Raw genomic sequence first — 19,151 nt, forward strand, 5'->3', positions numbered from 1 at the left:
TGGGCGCTCAGGCCTTCAGGAAGTCGAGCAGCGCGGCGTTGAACTCGTCGGGGTGGGTCGCGTTGAGACCGTGCGGGCCTCCCTCGACGAGCACGAGCTGCGCGCCCTCGATCGCCTCGTGCGAGCGCTTGCCGGAGACCTCGAATGGGACGATCGCGTCGGCGTCGCCGTGGATGACCAGGGTCGGGACGCCGGCGTCGGAGACCTTCTGCACGTCGTCGCGGAAGTCGGTGCGTCCGAACGCGGTGATGCAGTCCAGGGTGCCCTTCGGCGACGCGAACTCGGCGATCGCGCGGTGGTAGGCGCGGTTCGGCTCGCTGATCAGGTCGGTCCGGTCGCCCGCGGCGAAGAAGTTCGACGTGAACTCCTCCAGGAAGGCGATCCGGTCACCGGTGACGCCGCCCTGGAACTGCTCGATGGTGGCGTCGTCGAGACCGCCGTCGGGGTTGTCGTCGGACCGGTAGAGGTACGGCGGCACGGCGGCGGCCAGCACGGCGCGGGCGACCCGGTCGGTGCCGTGCTTCGCGATGTAGCGGACGACCTCGCCGCCGCCCATCGAGAACCCGACGAGGGTGGCCTCGCGCAGGTCGAGGTGCACGAGCAGGGCGTGCAGGTCGTCCGCGAAGGTGTCGTAGTCGTAGCCGTCCCAGGGCTGGGACGACTGGCCGAAGCCGCGACGGTCGTAGGTCACGACCCGGTGGCCGGCGTCGACCAGCGCGGGGACCTGCTTCTCCCAGGACCTCCCCGACAGCGGCCAGCCGTGGATCAGCACGACGGGGGCGCCGGAGCCCTGGTCGGTGTAGTGCAGCTCGACCGGGCTGCCGTTCTCGGTACCGATGCTGAGCTGGGGCATGGGGGTGCACTCCTCCGGGAAGATCGGTTGTGTCCTCCCGATCCGCGTACCCGCCCCGCCGCGGACCTACCCGTCGACGACCGTGCCCTGCCCGAGCATCCGCTCCAGCACGGCGCGGACGGTCGCGTCCTCCACGGTGTAGTACACGTAGGTCCCCTCGCGCCGGTTCTCGACCAGACCGGACAGCCGCAGCTTCGACAGGTGCTGGCTCACCGCGGTGGGGGCGGCGCCGACCAGGTCGGCGAGGCACGCCACCGAGGACTCGCCCTGCATCAGCGCCCAGAGGATCTTGACCCGGGTCGGGTCGGAGAGCATGCGCATCGCGTCCGCCACCCGGCGGACCTCGTCCTCGGGCGGCATCGCGAAGCCGTGGATGGACTCGTGCACGACGCCGAGGATACCTGCGTGACTGCGCGGATGGTCCCCCGTCTCACCATGTGGATGACTGACTGCGTATCTTCGTGCATGCGCAGGTACGGTCCCACGCATGCGATCCGCTCTGACCCTGCCCGAGGTCCGCTGGGCCGGGGCCTCCCTGCTGGCCTTCCTGGCGGCCCTCGGGGCCGACCTGCTCGGCGCGCCGTCCGCGGTGGTCGTCGGCCTGTACCTGGCCTGCTACGTCCTCGGCGGCTGGGAACCCGCGCTCGAGGGCCTGCGTGCGCTCGGGGAGAAGCGGCTCGACGTCGACCTGCTGATGATCGTCGCCGCGGTGGCCGCGGCCGCGATCGGGCAGTGGTTCGACGGCGGCCTGCTCATCGTCATCTTCGCGACCTCCGGGGCGTTGGAATCGGTCATGACCGCCCGCACCCGGGCCAGCATCGACGCCCTGCTGGACCTCGCCCCGGAGACCGCCACCGTCGTGGACGAGGACGGCACCGAGCGTGTCGTCCCCGCCGCCGGGCTCGTCGCGGGACAGGCGGTGCTGGTGCGTCCGGGTGAGCGGGTCCCCGGCGACGGCACCGTGCTCGGCGGGGTCTCGGAGGTCGACACCTCCGCGCTGACCGGTGAGCCGGTCCCGGCCCGTACCGGACCGGGCGACCCGGTCCTCGCGGGCACCGTCAACGGCACCGGGGTGCTGCGGGTCCGGGTCTCGCGCGACGCCGCGGACACCGTCGTCGCGGGGGTCGCCGCGCAGGTCGAGCGGGCCGCCGAGACCAAGGCGGGCCGCCAGCTGTTCATCGAGCGCGTCGAGCAGCGCTACTCGGTGCTGGTCGTCGCGGGGACGGTGCTGCTGCTCGCGGTACCGCTGCTGCTCGGTGCCCCGTTCACCGAGACGCTGCTGCGCGCGATCGTCTTCATGATCGTGGCCTCGCCGTGCGCGATCGTGCTCGCGACGATGCCGCCGCTGCTCGCCGCGGTCGCGGTGTCCGGCCGGCGCGGGACGCTGGTCAAGGACGTCACCGTGCTGGAGGCGCTCGCCGAGGTCGACACCGTGGTCCTGGACAAGACCGGCACGCTGACCTCCGGTCGCCCGCAGGTGGTGTCGGTGACCCCGCTCGGGTCCCGTCGCGCCGACGAGCTGCTCGCCCTGGCCGGGGCCGCCGAGGCCGGCAGCGAGCACGTACTGGGCCGGGCGGTGCGCGCGCACGCCCTGGAGCGCGGCCTGCACCTGCCCCACGCCGAGGGGTTCACCGCCGTCCCGGGCGAGGGTGTGCGGGCGGTCGTCGGCGGGCGGACCGTCGCCGTCGGGCGCCCGGAGCTCGCCGGTGACGTGGAGGTCCCCGGGGTCGCCGCGCTGCAGGAGGCGGGGCGCACCGCCGTCGTCGTGCTGGTGGACGGCGAGCCCGCCGGGGTGGTCGGGCTGTCCGACGAGCCGCGTCCGGGTGCCGCGACCGCGCTGGCCGCGCTGCGCCGCGAGGTCGGCGGCGACCCGCAGGTCCTCACCGGCGACGCCGAGCGCCCGGCCCGGGTGCTCGCCGACCGGCTCGGCCTGACCCGGGTGCGGGCCGGGCTGCTGCCCGACGGCAAGGTCGAGGTCGTCCGCGCCGAGCAGGCCCGGGGCCGCCGGGTGCTCGCCGCGGGCGACGGCATCAACGACGCGCCGCTGCTCGCGTCGGCCGACGTCGGCCTCGTGGTCTCCGAGGGGGCGGGGGCGCTGTCCCTGGAGGCCGCCGACGGCGTGCTCACCCGTGACCCGCTCGGCTCGCTGGCCCCGCTGGTCGTGCTGGCCCGGCGGGCTCGGCGGATCGCGCGGGCGAACCTGGCCTTCGCCGCCACGGTGATCGTGGTCCTGGTCGGGTGGGACCTGATCGGGACGTTGCCGCTGGTCGTCGGCGTCGCCGGGCACGAGCTGTCCACGGTGCTGGTGTGCCTGAACGGGCTGCGGCTGCTCGTCGTCGCGCGCCGGGAGGACCGGCGGGCCCGGGCCGCCGTCGCGCCGGTCGCCGTGGATCCCGAACGGGAGCCCGTCGGGGCCTGACGGGTGCTCCGGCCGGTGCTGCTCAGGCCGGGGCGACCGCCAGCGCGGCCAGCGCCATCCGGCGCAGCACCGCGGCCCTGGCGTCCGCCCCGCGCGGGGACGGCTGCTCGGCCCGCGGTGCGTACGGCGTGGAGTTGAGCAGGCCGAACACCCCGTGGGCGACGGTGCGGGCCTCGGCCGGGGCGACGTCGGGGTGTGCCCGGCGCAGCGTGTCCACCCACAGCTCGACGTAGGTGCGCTGCAGCCGCCGCACGGTGCGGCGCGGCTCCTCGGGCAGGTTCGCCAGGTCCCGGTCCTGCACGACGATCAGCTCCGGCTCGCGGGTCGCGAACGCGACGTGGAAGTCGACGAGGTCGGCCAGCGCGGCACGGGGGTCGTCGTGGTGCACGCGGGCGCGGCCGCCGTCGAGCAGGCGCTCGGAGATGTCGATGAGCAGCTCGGCGAGCAGCGCCTCCTTGCCGGGGAAGTGCCGGTAGAGGGCGGGGCCGCTGACGCCGACCGCAGCGCCCAGGTCGGCGATGCTCACCCCGTGGAAGCCGTGCCGGGCGAACAGCCGGGCCGCCTCGGTGAGGATCTGCTCGCGCCGCGACGGGGCCTCCGTGCGCGCGCCCGCGCCGTCCGCGGGGGAGGGTCCTGCTGCGACCATCGGTCGATCGTAGCGTCGCCGGTTAACGGTTGTTAACGCGCCGTGCGGTCCGTCTCAGGCTCCGCACAGGTCGGCGGCGATACCCTCGTGAGCGTGATGAGGACCCTGCGCCGGATGCGCGAGCGTCTCGGCGTGCGCGCCGCGTCCGCCCTCGCGGCGGCGACGGCGGTCGCGATGGTGCTCGTCGTCGCCGGTGTGTCGCTGGTGCTGGTCCTCGAGAGCCAGCTGAAGCGCAACACCGAGGAGGCGCTCCTGGCCAACGCCCAGCAGGTGGCCGAGCGTATCCAGGCCAACTTCGCCGACTACCGCCCCGGCGACCCGGCCAAGGAGAACGCGGTGGTGACCACCGCCCGCCGCACCGACCTGGTGCAGGTCGTCACGGCCTGGAGCGACCGGACGGGGGCGCCGGACGACCGGGTCGGGTCGAACGGCGAGGGCCGCAACATCGAGGTGTTCGCCTCGTCCGAGCCGCTGGACGGGCAGCCGAAGCTGGTGGACTGGGTCCTCGCCCCGCACGAGACGCGCTCCCAGATGGACGTGCCGGTCACCTTCCACGACGCGGGCGGCCCGGAACCGGAGCCCGGCCCGCTCGAGACCGAGAACATGATGGTCGTCGGGCTCGGTGTGCGGGCCTTCGACCGGCCGATCACCATCTACTCCGCGCAGCCGACCGACCAGATGCACCGCGCCGTCGACCTCGTCACCTGGCTCGTCACGGGCGGGGTCCCGCTGCTGGTACTGGTCGCGGGCGGCTTCACCTACCTGTTCGCCGGCCGCGCGCTGCGCCCGGTGGAGGACATGCGGTCCCGGGTCGCCGGGATGGGGGACAAGGACCTCTCCCAGCGCGTCGACGAGCCGGTCGCCCGCGACGAGGTCGGCCGTCTCGCTCGCACCATGAACCAGATGCTCGGGCGGATCGAGTCCTCCCAGGCGACCCAGCGCCGCTTCGTCGCCGACGCCAGTCACGAGCTGCGCAGCCCGCTCGCGACCGTGTCGACCGGTCTGGAGCTGCTCGGCTCGGGCATGCCGGAGGCGTCCGCGGACCGGGCCACCGTCGACGTCCTGCGCGGGGAGGCCTCCCGGCTGACCGGCCTGGTCGAGAACCTGCTGTTCCTCGCCCGCGCCGACGAGCGCGGCATCGCGCCGCGCCGCGAGGAGGTCGACCTCGACGAGATCGCCGACGCCGAGCGGGAGCGTCCGTCGGCCGAGACCGCCGTCGCGGTCCGGGTGACGAGTGAGCCCGTCCGGGTGGTCGGCGACCGCGGGCAGCTGGTCCGGGTGCTGCGCAACCTGGTCGACAACGCCAAGCGGCACGCGTCGTCGACGGTCGCGGTGTCGGTCCGGGCCGAGGGCGACCTCGCGGTGATCGAGGTCGACGACGACGGCAACGGTGTCCCCGAGGCCGACCGCGCCCGGGTCTTCGAGCGCTTCGTGCGGCTCGACGAGGCCCGCTCCCGCGGTGACGGTGGCTCCGGGCTCGGCCTGGCGATCGTCGCCGAGCTGGTCGCGGCGCACGGCGGGGCCGTCGAGGCGACCTCGTCGCCCGAGCTGGGCGGGGCCCGGTTCCGGGTCACCGTGCCCGCCGTGACGGCGCCGCTGCCCGAGGAGGAGACCTCCGGACCGGTGGACGCCGGTGCCGGGCTCGACGGCGAGCCGGCCGCGGAGCTGTGCGACGACCGGCCCTCCGGTCCGATCCGGCGGGTGACGACGCGGTCGCCGTGGACACGGGCCGAGGAGCCTGCCGGCTTCGGCCCGGACGCGTGGCTGGGACAGAACGGCACGGCGCAGAACGGCACGGCGCAGAACGGCACGGCGCAGAACGGCACGGCGCAGGACGGCACGGCGCAGGACGGCACGGCGCAGGACGGCACGGCGCAGAACGGCGCGTCCTCGGGCGGCACCGCTCCGGTCCGCCCGGTCATGGGCTCCGCGGTTGCTCCGGAGGCCCCGGCCCGCCCGGTGTCCCCGGGCCCCGCGGGGGCGGGCGCGTCGGCGCGCAGGACCGCCGCTCCGGATGGCATGATGCGCACGCCCGGTGACCCGGCCGTCACCCACGGCGCGGGCACGGACGGTCGGACCCCGGACAGCGGTCCGGAGACGACCCCGCCCGACCCGGAGGACGACGTGTCCGCACCACCCGCCCACAGTCGCCTCGACCCGCCGACCGGCCCGCTGCCGATCCGGCCGAACACCGTCGGCAGCCCGTTCGACGAGAACGCCACCCGGCCGTTGCCGGTCGTCACGCCGCGCGGGCAGCGGGACGTGGCGGCACCGCCGTCGCCAGCCGGGAGACGTCCCGCGACACCCGGGACGCCGGGCGCGAGCCCGCCCGGGCCGAGCGGGAGCCGGTCGGGGCGCCGTCCCCGCGGCGGCCGTTCGACCGTCGTCGCTGAGCAGGTCCCCGCGGGTCAGCGGGGCGGCGCGGGCGCGGGCTCGGACATCCGGTAGCCGACGCCGCGCAGCGTCTCGATGCTGTGCGTCCCGAACGGTGCGTCGATCTTGCGGCGGAGGTAGCCGACGTAGACCTCGACGACGTTGACCTCGCCGTCGTAGTGGGCGTCCCAGACCGAGCGCAGGATGTCGGTCTTGGTCACGACCTGCCCGGTGTTCTGCATCAGGTGCTCGAGCACGCCGAACTCGCGCGGGGTCAGCGGGATCTCGGTCTCGCCGCGGTGCACCCGGTGCGTGCCCGGGTCGAGGCTGAGGTCCCCGACCCGCAGCACGGTCGGTGCGGCCTCCCCGGCCCGGCGCAGCAGCGCACGCAGCCGCGCCTGCAGCACGACGAACGAGAACGGCTTGGTCAGGTAGTCGTCCGCGCCGAGGTCGAAGGCGTCGGCCTCGTCGTACTCGCCGTCCTTGGCGGTCAGCATGAGCACCGGCGTCCACACGCCGCGGTCGCGCAGGTGCTGCAGGATCCGGTAGCCCGACAGGCCCGGCAGCATGATGTCGAGGATGACCACGTCGTGCCGGCCGGTCAGTGCGAGCTGCAGCCCGGTGGGGCCGTCGTGTGCGACCTCCACCTCGTGCCCCTCCCCGGCGAGGCCGCGGCGGACCAACTCGGCGAGCGGCTTCTCGTCCTCGACCAGCAGCAGGCGCACGCACCCCAGCGTAGTCCGCGGGATGCCCGCTCTGGACGCCACGTGTTAACAACCGCTAACCTGTTAACGGTCATTAACAGGCAGCGTTCCCCGGGAGGACCGATGACGGCACCGCAGGCCCCACCCGCGCCGGCCCCGGAGGCCCCGCGGCTCGGCACCGCGGTGGACCCGGCCGAGCCGCGCGCCGCGGAGAACGACGCCGCGCACCGCGCCCTGGTCGCCGACCTGCGCGACCGGCTGGAGCGGACCCGGCTCGGCGGGCCGGAGCGTTCGCGGGCCCGGCACGTCGAGCGCGGGAAGCTGCTGCCGCGCGACCGGGTGGATGCGCTGGTGGACCCGTCGTCGCCGTTCCTGGAGCTGTCCCCGCTGGCCGCGAACGGCATGTACGACGACCAGGCCCCCGGCGCCGGGATGATCACCGGGGTCGGGCGGGTCGCCGGCCGGGAGGTCGTGGTCGTGGCCAACGACGCGACCGTCAAGGGCGGCACCTACTACCCGATGACGGTCAAGAAGCACCTGCGCGCGCAGGAGGTGGCGCTGCACAACCGGCTGCCGTGTGTGTACCTGGTGGACTCCGGGGGCGCGTACCTGCCCGAGCAGGACGACGTGTTCCCCGACCGCGAGCACTTCGGCCGGATCTTCTACAACCAGGCGCAGATGTCCGGGCAGGGCATCCCGCAGATCGCCGCCGTCCTCGGCTCCTGCACCGCGGGTGGCGCCTACGTCCCCGCGATGAGCGACGAGGCCGTCATCGTCCGCAACCAGGGCACGATCTTCCTGGGCGGCCCGCCGTTGGTGAAGGCCGCGACCGGCGAGGTCGTCACCGCCGAGGAGCTGGGCGGCGGGGACCTGCACGCGAAGGTCTCCGGCGTCACCGACCACCTCGCCGTCGACGACGCCGATGCGCTCGCCCGGGTCCGCGCGATCGTCGCGACGCTCGGCCCGCGTGCCCCGCGGCCGTGGGAGGTGCGCCCCACCGAGGAGCCCGCCGTCGACCCCGCCGGGCTCTACGCCGCGGTGCCCACCGACACCCGCACCCCCTACGACGTGCGTGAGGTCATCGCCCGCGTCGTCGACGGCTCGCGGTTCGCCGAGTTCAAGTCCGAGTACGGCACCACCCTGGTCACCGGGTTCGCCCGGATCCACGGCCACCCCGTCGGGATCGTCGCCAACAACGGGATCCTGTTCTCCGAGTCCGCGACCAAGGGCGCACACTTCGTCGAGCTGTGCGACCAGCGCGGCATCCCGCTGGTGTTCCTGCAGAACATCTCCGGGTTCATGGTCGGTCGCGAGTACGAGGCGGGCGGCATCGCCCGCAACGGCGCGAAGATGGTCACCGCCGTCGCCTCCACCCGGGTGCCGAAGCTGACCGTCGTCATCGGCGGGTCCTTCGGCGCCGGCAACTACGCCATGTGCGGGCGGGCGTACTCGCCCCGGTTCCTGTTCATGTGGCCCAATGCCCGCATCTCGGTCATGGGCGGCGAGCAGGCGGCCACCGTGCTCGGCACCGTCGGCAACGCCGACCCGGACGCGATCCGCGCCCAGTACGAGGAGCAGGGACACCCCTACTACTCCACCGCCCGGCTGTGGGACGACGGCGTCATCGACCCCGCCGACACCCGCACCGTCCTCGGGCTGTCCCTGTCCGTCGCCGCCAACGCGCCCCTGGCCGACCCGGCCTTCGGCGTCTTCCGGATGTGAGGGCCCCCATGGGATCGGCACTGTTCGACACCGTCCTGGTCGCGAACCGCGGCGAGATCGCGGTCCGCGTCATCCGCACCCTGCGCTCGCTGGGCGTCCGGTCGGTCGCCGTGTACTCCGACGCCGACGCCGCGGCCCCGCACGTCCGCGCCGCCGACGAGGCCGTCCGGATCGGCCCGGCCGCCGCCGGCGAGTCCTACCTGTCGGTGGAGAACGTGATCGCCGCCGCCCGGGCGACCGGTGCGCGGGCGATCCACCCCGGCTACGGCTTCCTGTCCGAGAACACCGCGTTCGCCGCCGCCTGCGAACAGGCGGGGATCGCCTTCGTCGGGCCGCCGTCGTCGGCGATCGAGGCGATGGGAGACAAGATCCGCGCCAAGCAGACCGTCGCCAAGGCCGGGGTCCCGGTCGTGCCCGGCTCCGACGGCTCCGGCCTCACCGACGGCGACCTGGCCTCCGTCGTCGCCGACATCGGCTACCCGGTGCTGCTCAAGCCGTCCGCGGGCGGCGGGGGCAAGGGCATGCGCGAGGTGCACTCCCCGGAGCAGCTGGCCGACGCGATCGCCGGTGCGCGCCGCGAGGCCCGGGGCTCCTTCGGCGACGACACCCTGCTCGTCGAGCGGCTGGTCACCACGCCGCGGCACATCGAGATCCAGGTGATGGCCGACGCGCACGGCGCCGTCGTGCACCTCGGCGAGCGCGAGTGCTCGCTGCAGCGCCGCCACCAGAAGATCATCGAGGAGGCGCCGTCGGCTCTGCTCACCCCCGCGCAGCGCGACGAGATGGGCCGCGCCGCCTGCGAGGCCGCCCGCAGCGTCGGTTACACCGGCGCCGGGACCGTCGAGTTCATCGTGAGCTCGGACCGTCCCGACGAGTTCTTCTTCCTCGAGATGAACACCCGCCTGCAGGTCGAGCACCCGGTCACCGAGGAGGTCACCGGTCTGGACCTGGTCGAGCTGCAGCTGCGCGTCGCCGCGGGGGAGCCGCTGCCGATCACCCAGGACGACGTGGTGCTCACCGGGCACGCGATGGAGGCCCGGGTGTACGCCGAGGCCGCCGCGGTGTCCGGCGACGCGCTCACCTTCCTCCCCTCCGGCGGGCCGGTGCTGGACTGGACGCCGCCGCCCGGGGTGCGGGTCGACGCCGGGATCGAGACCGGCACCGTCGTCGGGTCCGACTACGACCCGATGCTGGCCAAGGTCATCGCCCACGGCGCCACCCGCGACGAGGCGCTGCGCCGGCTCGACGCCGCGCTGCGCGACACGGTGCTGCTCGGGCTCGACTCCAACATCGGGTTCCTCCGGGCCCTGCTCGCCGACGACGACGTCCGCACCGGTGACCTCGACACCGGGCTGATCGCCCGGCGCGGTGCCGCGCTCGTCGACGACGCCGTGCCCGCCGACGTCCTCGGTGCGGTCGCGGGTCTCGGGCTGCTGCGCCGGGAGCCGGCCGGTCCCGTGGTGGACCCCTTCGACGTCCCCGGTGGGTGGCGGGTCGGGGAGCCCGCCTGGACGGTGAGCCGCCTGGTCACCGGGGGCGTCGACGGCGCCGTGGAGGTTCGCGCCCGCGGCCGGGCCGCCGGGTTCGACCTGGCGCTGCCCGCCGCCGGTGGAGCGGCGGACGGGGACGCGGGGGACACCGCCGTCCCGGCGTCGGCGACACCCGCCGCGGCCACCGTCCGGTGCCGCACCGCCGCCGTCGCACCGGGGGTCGTGGAGCACACCCAGGACGGCCGCACCCGCCGGTTCGCCGTCGCCGAGGGAGCCGACGGGGTCGTCTGGATCGGCCGTGACGGGCGGGCCTGGGGCGTGCGCGAGCAGGCGCCGACGGAGGCCGCCGCGGCCGCCGGCGGTGCGGGCGGGCCGGTCGTCTCGCCGATGCCGGGGACGGTGACGGTCGTCGAGGTCGCCGACGGGGACGCCGTCGTCGCAGGTCAGAAGCTTGTCGTCGTCGAGGCCATGAAGATGGAACACGTGCTCACCGCCCCCGTCGACGGGACGGTGCGCGAGCTGAGGGCCCGGGCCGGAGCCACCGTCGCGAAGGACGCGGTGCTGCTCGTGGTCGAGCCCGCCACGCAGGAGGAGCAGGCATGACCACCGCCCAGGACGTCACCACCGCCGAGGAGTACGAGGCGCTGCGCGCCTCGGTCGAGGAGTTCGCGCGCAAGGAGGTCGCGCCCGTCATCGGCGACCTCTACATCCGCGAGGAGTTCCCCTACGACATCACCGCCAAGATGGGCGAGATGGGGTTGTTCGGCCTGCCCGTCCCCGAGTCCTACGGCGGCATGGGCGGCGACTACCACGCCCTCTGCCTGGCCCTGGAGGAGCTCGCCCGGGTCGACTCCTCGGTCGCGATCACCGTGGAGGCCGGCGTCGGGCTCGGTGCCATGCCGATCCTGCGCTTCGGCACCGACGAGCAGAAGGCGCGCTGGCTGCCCGACCTGGCCGCGGGCCGCACGCTCGGCGCGTTCGGCCTCACCGAGCCCGGCGGCGGCTCCGACGCCGGCGCCACCCGCACCACCGCCCGGCTCGACGGGGACGAGTGGGTGATCAACGGGTCGAAGTGCTTCATCACCAACTCCGGCACCGACATCACCTCGGTCGTCACCGTCACCGCCGTCACCGGCGAGAAGCCGGACGGCCGCAAGGAGATCTCGGCGATCCTCGTCCCGGCGGGCACGCCCGGGTTCACGGTGAGCGAGAAGTACTCCAAGGTCGGCTGGAACTGTTCCGACACCCGCGAGCTCTTCTTCGACGACGTCCGCGTCCCCGAGGCGAACCTGCTCGGCGAGCGCGGCCGCGGCTACGCCCAGTTCCTGTCCATCCTCGACGAGGGCCGGGTCGCGATCGCGGCGCTGGCGACCGGGCTGGCCCAGGGCTGCGTCGACGAGTCCGTCCGCTACGCCGGTGAGCGCGAGGCGTTCGGGAACACCATCGGCAGCTACCAGGCGATCCAGTTCAAGATCGCCGACATGGAGGCCCGCGCGCACACCGCGCGGCTGGCCTGGCAGCACGCCGCGCGGCTGCTCGTCGCGGGGGAGCCGTTCAAGAAGGAGGCGGCGATCGCCAAGCTCGTCTCGTCGAACGCCGCGATGGACAACGCGCGCGACGCCACCCAGATCTTCGGCGGCTACGGCTTCATGAACGAGTACCCGGTCGGGCGGTTCTACCGCGACGCCAAGATCCTCGAGGTCGGCGAGGGCACCTCCGAGGTGCAGAAGATGCTGATCGCGCGGCACCTGGGCCTGTAGCGACGATCCGTTCGGTCCCCGAACGACATTCCCGTCACGCGCGTGACGACCGTGATGCGGTGCCGCGCGCGTGACGGGGGTAGACCGGTGTCATGAGCAACGAGGTCAACCACCAGGTACGGCTCGCCGCACGCCCGCAGGGCACCCCCGGCCCGGAGGTGTGGGAGCACACCACCGAGCCGGTGCCCGAGCCCGGCGAGGGCCGCATCGTCGTCCGGGTCAGCCACATCTCGCTGGACCCGGCGATGCGCGGCTGGATGAACGAGGGGCGTTCGTACGCGCCCCCGGTCGGGATCGGCGAGGTGATGCGCGCGCTCGGCCTCGGTGAGGTCGTCGCCTCCAGGAACACGGACTTCGCCGTCGGCGACACCGTCACCGGTGTGCTCGGCGTGCAGGAGTACGTGGAGAGCGACGGCCGCGGCCTCCAGAAGGTCTCCCCGACCGCGGACGTGCCGCCGGAACGCTACCTCGCGCTGCTCGGCATGACCGGCATGACCGCCTACTTCGGGCTGTTCGACGTCGGTGCGCTGAAGGAGGGCGACACGGTCGTCGTCTCCGGTGCGGCCGGGGCCGTCGGGTCGGTGGTCGGGCAGCTCGCGAAGGTCAAGGGCGCCCGGGTCGTCGGCATCGCGGGCGGCCCCGAGAAGTGCGCGTGGATCACCGGCGAACTCGGGTTCGACGCCGCGATCGACTACCGCTCCGAGAACGTGTCGCAGCGCCTGAAGGAGCTCGCCCCCGAGGGCGTGGACGTGTACTTCGACAACGTCGGCGGGGACATCCTCGACGCCGTGCTCGGCAGGCTCGCGATGCACGCCCGCGTCGTCATCTGCGGTGCGATCAGCCAGTACAACGCCGAGGGCGGCATGACCGGCCCGAAGAACTACATGAACCTGCTGGTCAACCGGGCCCGCATGGAGGGTTTCCTGGTCGGCGACTACCTCCCCCGCTGGGGCGAGGCGGGCACGGAGCTCGCCGGCTGGCTCGCCGAGGGCCGCCTGCGCAGCCGTGAGGACGTCGTCGACGGCACCGTCGCGGACTTCCCGGAGGTCTTCCTCAAGCTCTTCCGCGGCGAGAACACCGGCAAGCTCGTGCTCCGGCTGAACCGGGCCTGACCCCGGCGGGCACCATGGCGGGGTGCGCCCCGCCATGGCCCGGACCGCCGTCGTCGTCTCGGGGGCGGCGATCCTCGTCGTCGAGACCCTCGCGACCCGGCTCGTCGCGCCCTACGTCGGACTGACGCTCGAGTCGACCACCGCCGTGATCGGGGTGGCCCTCGCCGGGATCGCGGCGGGCGCCTCGCTGGGTGGGCGGTGGGCCGACGAACGCGACCCGGTGGCGGTCGCCGCGTTGATGATGGTCGTCGGCGGGCTGGGCACGCTGGCCGTGCGGCCGGTGGTCCGGCTGCTCGGGCCGCTGCTCGGGGCCGGGCCGTACGCCGCCGTGGTGCTCGTCGCCGCGTCCACACTGGTCTCGGTGACGGCGCTCGCCGCGGTCACCCCGGCCGTCACCAAGGCCCGGCTGACCGGGCTGGACCGCTCCGGCGAGGTCGTCGGCGGGCTGTCCGCGGCGGGCACCCTCGGGTCGCTCGCCGGGACCTTCCTCACCGGGTTCGTGCTGGTCGCGCTGCTGCCGGTGAGCGCGATCCTGCTGGTCACCGCGGCCGCCTGCCTCGTACTCGGGCTCGTCCTGGCGCCCCGGCGCCGGCGCTCGGACATCGCGAAGGGTGGTGCCGCGGCACTGCTGCTGGCCGTCGCGCTCGTCGCGCTGCCGGGGCGCTGCGACGCCGACACCACCTACTACTGCGCCGCCGTCCGGACCGACCCCGCGGACCCGGCCGGTCGTTACCTGGTGCTCGACGACCTGCGCCACTCCTACGTCCGCCTCGGCGACCCCGCGCACCTGGAGTTCGCCTACACCACGCGGTTCGCCGCGGCCGTCGACACCGCGTTCGGGCAGGGGCGCCCGGTCGACGCGGTGCACATCGGCGGCGGCGCGCTGACCATGCCGCGCTGGCTCGCCGCGACCCGCCCCGGCAGCACCTCGACCGTGCTGGAGCTGGACCCGGGCGTGATCGACCTCGGCGTCCGCTCCCTGGACGCGGGCGGGATCCCCGGCACCACCGTGCGCACCGGCGACGCCCGGGTGAACCTCGCCGCGCTGCCCGACGACTCCGCCGACCTCGTCGTCGGCGACGCCTTCGGTGCCCGCTCGGTGCCCTGGCACCTGTCCACCGCGGAGTTCCTCGACGAGGTGGCGCGGGTGCTGCGCCCGGGCGGGCTCTACGTCCTCAACGTGATCGACCGGTACCCGCTCGACCTGGTGAAGGCCGCCACCGCGACCGTCGACTCCCGGTTCGCGACGACGATGCTCCTCGCCCTCCCCGACGAGTTCGCCCCCGGCGGGGGCGGGAACGTCGTGGTCGTCGCCTCGGACCGGCCGCTCGACCCGGCCGCCCTCGGCGCCGCCGTCGCCCGTTCCGAGCCGGCCGGCACGGTCCTCGACCCGGCCCGCACCGCCGCGTTCACCGCGGGGACGCCGGTCCTGACCGACGACCGCGCCCCGGTGGACCAGCTGATCACCACCGGTCCGGCGGGGTAGGGCGCCGCCCCCTCCGCGCCCCGGGGTGCCGTGCCCGGCTCGCCCTGCCCTCGCCTCGCTCGTCCCGTCCCGCTGCGTCGAGATGCAGCTCAGCGGGAATTGTGGATCTCCGGCGCCCGCTGAGCTGCATCTCGGCGATTCCGGTCCGGGCGCGGACGGCTCGGGACGTCGCCTCGCGGGAGGCGGGCGCACCGGGAGGCGAGGCCCGGCCGCGCGGGGTCCGGACCACGCTAGGGTCGGTGACGGGGTCCGGTGGGCCCCGTCGGACGATCGAGGGGGAGACGGGCGTGGCGACCTGGGAGGACCTGAAGGCCTACGTCGTGGTCCGGTACGAGATCGTCCGCCAGGGTGCGGACGAGCTGCGGTTCCGGCTGCCGACGACCGAGGACCGGGACCAGCTCGTCGTCGTGAAGCGGGTGCGGGAGGGTGCGGGCCGCCCCGGCGTCGAGGTCACCGACGCGGCGGCCGCGGTCGCCGACCCGGACCAGGAGTGGGTGCAGATCGAGTCCCCGGTCGCGCGGCTCGGCGAGGTCGACCTCGGCCGCGCCCTGGAGCTCGCGGGGCCGTCGGTGGTCGGTGGGCTGGCCGCGGAGGAGGGCGTCGTGGTGTTCCGGCACTCGATCCCGCTCGGGCCGGCCGCGCTGGACGGGTTCGAGTTCCCGTTCCGCCAGGTCGTCCACCTCGCCGACGAGCTGGAGCACGCGCTCACCGGGCGCGACGACCACTGAGGTCGGCCGTGCGGCCGCCGTCACACTTGACCTGAAGTCCGGTTCAGCTATCAGGCTGCGGGCATGGCCGAGTACACGCTTCCGGATCTGCCCTACGACTACTCCGCGCTCGCCCCGCACATCGCGCCCGAGATCATGGAGCTGCACCACTCCCAGCACCACAACACCTACGTCCAGGGCCTCAACACCACCCTCGACAAGCTCGCCGACGCCCGCGAGCGCGACGACTTCGGCGCGATCGTCGGCCTGGAGAAGACCCTCGCGTTCAACCTCGGCGGCCACGTCAACCACTCCGCCTTCTGGAACAACCTCTCCCCCGACGGCGGCGACAAGCCCACCGGCGACCTGGCCGCCGCGATCGAGAAGGACTTCGGCTCCTTCGACGCGTTCCGGGCCCACTTCACCGCCGCCGCCACCACCATCCAGGGCTCCGGCTGGGCCATCCTCGGCCACGACCGGCTCGGCGACCGCCTGCTCATCCACCAGCTCTACGACCAGCAGTCCCAGCTCCCCGCCGGCCAGACCCCCATCGTCCTGCTCGACATGTGGGAGCACGCCTTCTACCTGCAGTACAAGAACGTCAAGCCCGACTACGTCAAGGCCTGGTGGAACGTCGTCGACTGGGCCGACGCCGCCGAGCGGTTCGCCCGGGCGCGGGCGTGACGGTCGCCGATCCGGCCGGGGGCCTGCGGACGGCGTTCCGCGGGCACCCCGCCGGGGTCGCCGTGCTCACCGCGACCGGGCCCGACGGGCCGGTCGGGATGACGGCGTCGTCGGTCGCCTCGGTCGGGGTGGACCCGCCCGCGGTGTCGTTCTCGACCGCCCGTGACTCTCGGCTGGCCGGTGCGCTCGCCGGGGGCGGGACGGTCGTCGTGCACCTGCTCGACGACACCGACACCGGTCTCGCGACGGCGTTCGCGGTCCCGGGCGCGGAACGGTTCGGAGCCGGTGTCCGGTGGATGGCCCTGCCGACCGGGGAGCCGTGGCTGGTCGACGTGGGCACCGCGCTGCGCTGCCGGGTCCTGTCGGTCACCGAGGTCGGCGCGTCGCTGCTGATCGCGGCCGAGGTCGTCGAGTTGCTCGGGCTGCGCCGTCGCGGCCGACCCCTGGTGTGGGTCGGACGGGCCTACCGCGGCGTCCCCGTCGAGGACGAGGACGCGGTCACAGCGGCTGCGGATGCACGTCCAGCGCCTGGTCGATCACCGTACGCAGACGGTTGAGCAGCTCGTCGGCCTCGCTCCAGGTGACCGCGCCGGTCGCGACGCCGTGGCGCAGCTCCTCGGCGATGGTGCGGGCGAATCCGGTGGACCAGGTGTGACGGGGGTCGATGCTCCGCATGGACGAATATTGCCCTACGCGACCTGCGGTGTTCACCCCGGGTGCTCGTTTCGTTCACAGCGCGTGTGCGACAGGGTGGGCGAAACCGGTGACGTCCGGCGATGCACACCGCGGGGACGCGGGGCGGTCCGCGGGCCGGCCGGTGACGCACCGGCGACGACGATGGTCCGATCGGCGGGACCCGGCGCACCCGCGGGTGGTCCCGCGGCGTCGTCCCCGGGGGGTCGGATCGACGATTCGCCCGGTGTGCGTCACGATGATCGCCCGGCCCCCGGGCGAATCGATCCAGACGGAGTGTGCGCGTGACCACCTCGGAGTACAGCAGCATCACGCCCGGGGACCTGGCCATCGACACGCTCGGCCCGGCCCGCATCACCTCGCCGCTGGCGCCGCTGCTCGACGCCCGCCGCACCACCGAGCACTACGTCGACGCCGGTGACCGGGTCCTGCTCGACGACACCGCCGCCGGGATCCGCGCCCGCGGCGTCGAACCGGAGGAGCTGCCGGGCCTGGAGCCGTGCGGGCCGCGCCGGCAGATCTACTTCGACCCGTCGAAGACCCGCGCCGGGATCGTCACCTGCGGCGGACTGTGCCCGGGGCTCAACGACGTCATCTCCGGCCTGGTCCGCACCCTGACCTACCACTACGGCGTGCGCCGGGTCGTCGGGTTCCGCAACGGCTACCGCGGCTTCGTCTCCTCCTACGGCCACGACGTCGTCGAGCTGAGCCCGGAGTCGGTGCGCGACATCCCGGTCGACGGCGGCACCTTCCTCGGCACCTCGCGCGGCCCGCAGGACCCCGAGGAGATCGTCGACTGCCTCGAGCAGATGCACCTCAACGTGCTGTTCGTGATCGGCGGCGACGGCACCATGCGCGGCGCGATGGAGATCGCCAGGGTGGTGGGGGAGCGGGGGCTGCGGATCGCCGTCGTCGGGATCCCGAAGACGATCGACAACGACATCCCGTTCATCGACCAGTCCTTCGGCTTCCAGACGGCGTTCTCCCAGGCCAGCGAGGCCATCCGGTCGGTCACGGTGGAGGCCAAGTCCACCCCCGGCGGCGTCGGCCTGGTCAAGCTGATGGGCCGGCACTCCGGCTTCATCGCCTGCTACGCCTCGCTCGTGCGGTCCGACGCCGACGCCGTCCTGATCCCCGAGGTGCCCTTCGAGCTGGACGGCGAGACCGGTCTGCTGAACCACCTGCGACGACGGGTGTCCCAGCGCGGGCACGCGGTCGTCGTCGTCGCGGAGGGGGCGGGGCAGGAGATGCTGCCGCCGGTCGGGCGCACCGACGCCTCCGGCAACGCGAAGCTCTCCGACGTCGGCCCCTGGCTCAAGGAGCGCATCGCCGACTCCTTCGCCGACGCCGGGATGGAGACCACCGTCCGCTACGTCGACCCGAGCTACATCATCCGCAGCGTCCCCGCGAACCCCTACGACAGCGTCTACACCGTCCGGCTGTCCCAGGCCGCGGTGCACGCCGCCATGTCCGGGCGCACCGCGATGGTGGTCGGACGGGTGCGGCGCCGGTTCGTGCACATCCCGATGAGCCTGGCGGTCAGCCGTCGCAACCAGGTCGACCCGCACGGCGACCTGTGGATGGCCGTGCTGGAGTCGACCGGGCAGCCGTGGCGCTTCGGCGAGGACTCCGGAGCACCGACCCGGGCCCCGCACACCTGACCGGCGTCCTAGTTGAGGTGGGCCCGGTGCTTCATCGCCTCGGTGCGCACCTGGTCCAGCACGTCGGCGCCCGAGCGCGATCCGCGCCCCGGACCGTCCACCCAGGACTCCATCAGCCGGGCCGCCTCGTCCCAGCGGGCCTGCGCGGCGAGCACCTCGCCGAGCTCGCGGATGAGCTCCGGGCCCTGGTGACGCAGGCCCAGCCGCATCCGGAGCACCCACTCCAGGCCGTCGTGGTCGCGGGAGCGGCCGTAGGTCGCACGCAGGTTCTCCAGCATCCGGGCGAGGATCTGGCGGGTCGAGGTCCGCGGCAGCATGCCCGGGTCGAAGGGCACCTCCGGGCCGGCGCCCGTCGTCGCGCGGAAGAGCTCCTCGCAGCCCGCCGGGTCGAGCCGCCTGCCGCCGTCGAAGGCGTCGACGAGGCGCTGGGTGCCGGGCACCCGCACCAGGAAGTGCCCGGGCATGCCGACGCCCTCCAGCGGCACCCCGGCCCGGCGGCCCACCTCGATCGCGACGACCGACAGGGTGATCGGGATGCCGGTGCGGCGTTCGAGGACGTCGGGCAGGAAGGAGTTGCGCGGGTCGGCGTAGTCGGCGGAGTTGCCGCGGAACCCGGCCTCGGTGAACAACCGGTGCAGCAGCGACTCGAAGCCGGTGACACCGTCGGCGAGCTCGTCGAGCGTGGCGCGGGCCCGTGCGGTGGACACCGCCGCGACCTCCGGGTCCGGGGCGGCGCCGGCGGCGATCGCCAGTGCGGCCTCGTCGAGCGGCGGTTCGGGCCCGGTCACCATCCGCAGGAAGCGGGTCACCGGGTCGGCGCGGTCGTGCCGGGTCACCCCGG

At 74.2% G+C, this 19,151-nt stretch carries 16 protein-coding genes and 2 pseudogenes; 11 read left to right on the forward strand and 7 right to left on the reverse strand.

What is annotated here, in order from left to right:
- Nucleotides 1-7: 7 nt before the first annotated feature.
- Both KPF22_RS03590 and KPF22_RS03595 read right to left on the reverse strand, forming a co-directional pair.
- Nucleotides 8-853: an alpha/beta fold hydrolase gene (locus KPF22_RS03590; RefSeq protein ID WP_224401223.1), complete on the reverse strand. Its 846-nt coding sequence runs from the start codon at nt 851-853 to the stop codon at nt 8-10.
- A gap of 66 nt (nt 854-919) precedes the next feature.
- The gene (locus KPF22_RS03595; RefSeq protein WP_208821605.1) at nt 920-1,240 is read right to left on the reverse strand and encodes a metalloregulator ArsR/SmtB family transcription factor; all 321 of its coding nucleotides are present in this window, start codon (nt 1,238-1,240) and stop codon (nt 920-922) included.
- 100 nt (nt 1,241-1,340) lie between these two features.
- On the opposite strand from KPF22_RS03595, the gene KPF22_RS03600 reads away from it, so the two are divergent.
- Nucleotides 1,341-3,272, forward strand: coding sequence for a heavy metal translocating P-type ATPase (locus KPF22_RS03600; RefSeq protein WP_224401224.1), 1,932 nt, complete (start codon nt 1,341-1,343; stop codon nt 3,270-3,272).
- Between the two features lie 22 nt (nt 3,273-3,294).
- On the opposite strand, the gene KPF22_RS03605 is transcribed toward KPF22_RS03600, so the two are convergent.
- Nucleotides 3,295-3,918, reverse strand: a complete 624-nt coding sequence (locus KPF22_RS03605; RefSeq protein WP_208821612.1) for a TetR/AcrR family transcriptional regulator — start codon at nt 3,916-3,918, stop codon at nt 3,295-3,297.
- 678 nt (nt 3,919-4,596) lie between these two features.
- Between KPF22_RS03605 and KPF22_RS33555 the strand changes: the two are divergent.
- Nucleotides 4,597-5,490: pseudogene (locus tag KPF22_RS33555) on the forward strand (ATP-binding protein); the annotation flags it as partial.
- 246 nt (nt 5,491-5,736) lie between these two features.
- Here KPF22_RS33555 and KPF22_RS33560 read toward each other — a convergent pair.
- Nucleotides 5,737-6,063, reverse strand: a pseudogene (locus tag KPF22_RS33560) (hypothetical protein); the annotation flags it as partial.
- 263 nt (nt 6,064-6,326) lie between these two features.
- The gene (locus KPF22_RS03620) at nt 6,327-7,016 is read right to left on the reverse strand and encodes a response regulator transcription factor (RefSeq protein ID WP_073576792.1); all 690 of its coding nucleotides are present in this window, start codon (nt 7,014-7,016) and stop codon (nt 6,327-6,329) included.
- 102 nt (nt 7,017-7,118) lie between these two features.
- On the opposite strand from KPF22_RS03620, the gene KPF22_RS03625 reads away from it, so the two are divergent.
- The 8 genes from KPF22_RS03625 to KPF22_RS03660 all read left to right on the forward strand — a co-directional run bounded on the left by KPF22_RS03625 (nt 7,119) and on the right by KPF22_RS03660 (nt 16,513).
- Entirely contained in the window at nt 7,119-8,717 is a 1,599-nt protein-coding gene (locus tag KPF22_RS03625) for a carboxyl transferase domain-containing protein (RefSeq protein WP_208821618.1), read from the forward strand.
- A gap of 8 nt (nt 8,718-8,725) precedes the next feature.
- Nucleotides 8,726-10,810 carry a biotin carboxylase N-terminal domain-containing protein gene (locus tag KPF22_RS03630; protein ID WP_224401225.1) on the forward strand — a complete coding sequence of 695 codons (2,085 nt, stop codon included), beginning with the start codon at nt 8,726-8,728 and terminating at the stop codon, nt 10,808-10,810.
- Nucleotides 10,807-11,967 carry an acyl-CoA dehydrogenase family protein gene (locus KPF22_RS03635; RefSeq protein ID WP_208821621.1) on the forward strand — a complete coding sequence of 387 codons (1,161 nt, stop codon included), beginning with the start codon at nt 10,807-10,809 and terminating at the stop codon, nt 11,965-11,967. The genes KPF22_RS03630 and KPF22_RS03635 overlap by 4 nt, the downstream gene beginning before the upstream one ends.
- A gap of 92 nt (nt 11,968-12,059) precedes the next feature.
- Nucleotides 12,060-13,079 carry an NADP-dependent oxidoreductase gene (locus KPF22_RS03640; RefSeq protein WP_208821624.1) on the forward strand — a complete coding sequence of 340 codons (1,020 nt, stop codon included), beginning with the start codon at nt 12,060-12,062 and terminating at the stop codon, nt 13,077-13,079.
- Nucleotides 13,080-13,101: 22 nt separating this feature from the next.
- Nucleotides 13,102-14,565: a fused MFS/spermidine synthase gene (locus KPF22_RS03645; RefSeq protein ID WP_224401226.1), complete on the forward strand. Its 1,464-nt coding sequence runs from the start codon at nt 13,102-13,104 to the stop codon at nt 14,563-14,565.
- 287 nt (nt 14,566-14,852) lie between these two features.
- Nucleotides 14,853-15,293, forward strand: coding sequence for a hypothetical protein (locus tag KPF22_RS03650; protein WP_020627019.1), 441 nt, complete (start codon nt 14,853-14,855; stop codon nt 15,291-15,293).
- Nucleotides 15,294-15,356: 63 nt separating this feature from the next.
- Nucleotides 15,357-15,956: a superoxide dismutase gene (locus tag KPF22_RS03655; RefSeq protein ID WP_224401227.1), complete on the forward strand. Its 600-nt coding sequence runs from the start codon at nt 15,357-15,359 to the stop codon at nt 15,954-15,956.
- On the forward strand, nt 15,953-16,513 hold the full coding sequence (locus tag KPF22_RS03660; RefSeq protein WP_208821634.1) for a flavin reductase family protein: 561 nt from the start codon (nt 15,953-15,955) through the stop codon (nt 16,511-16,513). Before KPF22_RS03655 ends, KPF22_RS03660 begins: the two co-directional genes overlap by 4 nt.
- On the opposite strand, the gene KPF22_RS03665 is transcribed toward KPF22_RS03660, so the two are convergent.
- On the reverse strand, nt 16,455-16,631 hold the full coding sequence (locus KPF22_RS03665; RefSeq protein ID WP_168172146.1) for a hypothetical protein: 177 nt from the start codon (nt 16,629-16,631) through the stop codon (nt 16,455-16,457). The two genes, KPF22_RS03660 and KPF22_RS03665, sit on opposite strands and share 59 nt — an antisense overlap.
- 302 nt (nt 16,632-16,933) lie before the next feature.
- Here KPF22_RS03665 and KPF22_RS03670 point away from each other — a divergent pair, with 302 nt between their 5' ends.
- Complete coding sequence (locus KPF22_RS03670; RefSeq protein WP_224401228.1) at nt 16,934-18,310, forward strand: ATP-dependent 6-phosphofructokinase; 1,377 nt, start codon at nt 16,934-16,936, stop codon at nt 18,308-18,310.
- An 8-nt stretch (nt 18,311-18,318) separates the two neighbouring features.
- Here KPF22_RS03670 and KPF22_RS03675 read toward each other — a convergent pair whose 3' ends face one another.
- A complete protein-coding gene (locus KPF22_RS03675; protein ID WP_224401229.1) occupies nt 18,319-19,146 on the reverse strand; it encodes a transglutaminase-like domain-containing protein in 828 nt (275 codons plus the stop codon).
- Nucleotides 19,147-19,151 lie beyond the last annotated feature (5 nt).

Origin of the sequence: Pseudonocardia sp. ICBG1034 (assembly GCF_020131375.1) — a bacterium.
In the GTDB taxonomy this organism is placed as follows: Bacteria; Actinomycetota; Actinomycetes; order Mycobacteriales; family Pseudonocardiaceae; genus Pseudonocardia; species Pseudonocardia alni.

Coding starts and splice junctions, on each gene's coding strand:
- KPF22_RS03590 (WP_224401223.1), bottom strand. CDS start 853: ATGCCCCAGCTCAGCATCGGTACCGAGAACGGCAGCCCGGTCGAGCTG.
- KPF22_RS03600 (WP_224401224.1), top strand. CDS start 1,341: ATGCGATCCGCTCTGACCCTGCCCGAGGTCCGCTGGGCCGGGGCCTCC.
- KPF22_RS03605 (WP_208821612.1), bottom strand. CDS start 3,918: ATGGTCGCAGCAGGACCCTCCCCCGCGGACGGCGCGGGCGCGCGCACG.
- KPF22_RS03625 (WP_208821618.1), top strand. CDS start 7,119: ATGACGGCACCGCAGGCCCCACCCGCGCCGGCCCCGGAGGCCCCGCGG.
- KPF22_RS03630 (WP_224401225.1), top strand. CDS start 8,726: ATGGGATCGGCACTGTTCGACACCGTCCTGGTCGCGAACCGCGGCGAG.
- KPF22_RS03635 (WP_208821621.1), top strand. CDS start 10,807: ATGACCACCGCCCAGGACGTCACCACCGCCGAGGAGTACGAGGCGCTG.
- KPF22_RS03640 (WP_208821624.1), top strand. CDS start 12,060: ATGAGCAACGAGGTCAACCACCAGGTACGGCTCGCCGCACGCCCGCAG.
- KPF22_RS03655 (WP_224401227.1), top strand. CDS start 15,357: ATGGCCGAGTACACGCTTCCGGATCTGCCCTACGACTACTCCGCGCTC.
- KPF22_RS03665 (WP_168172146.1), bottom strand. CDS start 16,631: ATGCGGAGCATCGACCCCCGTCACACCTGGTCCACCGGATTCGCCCGC.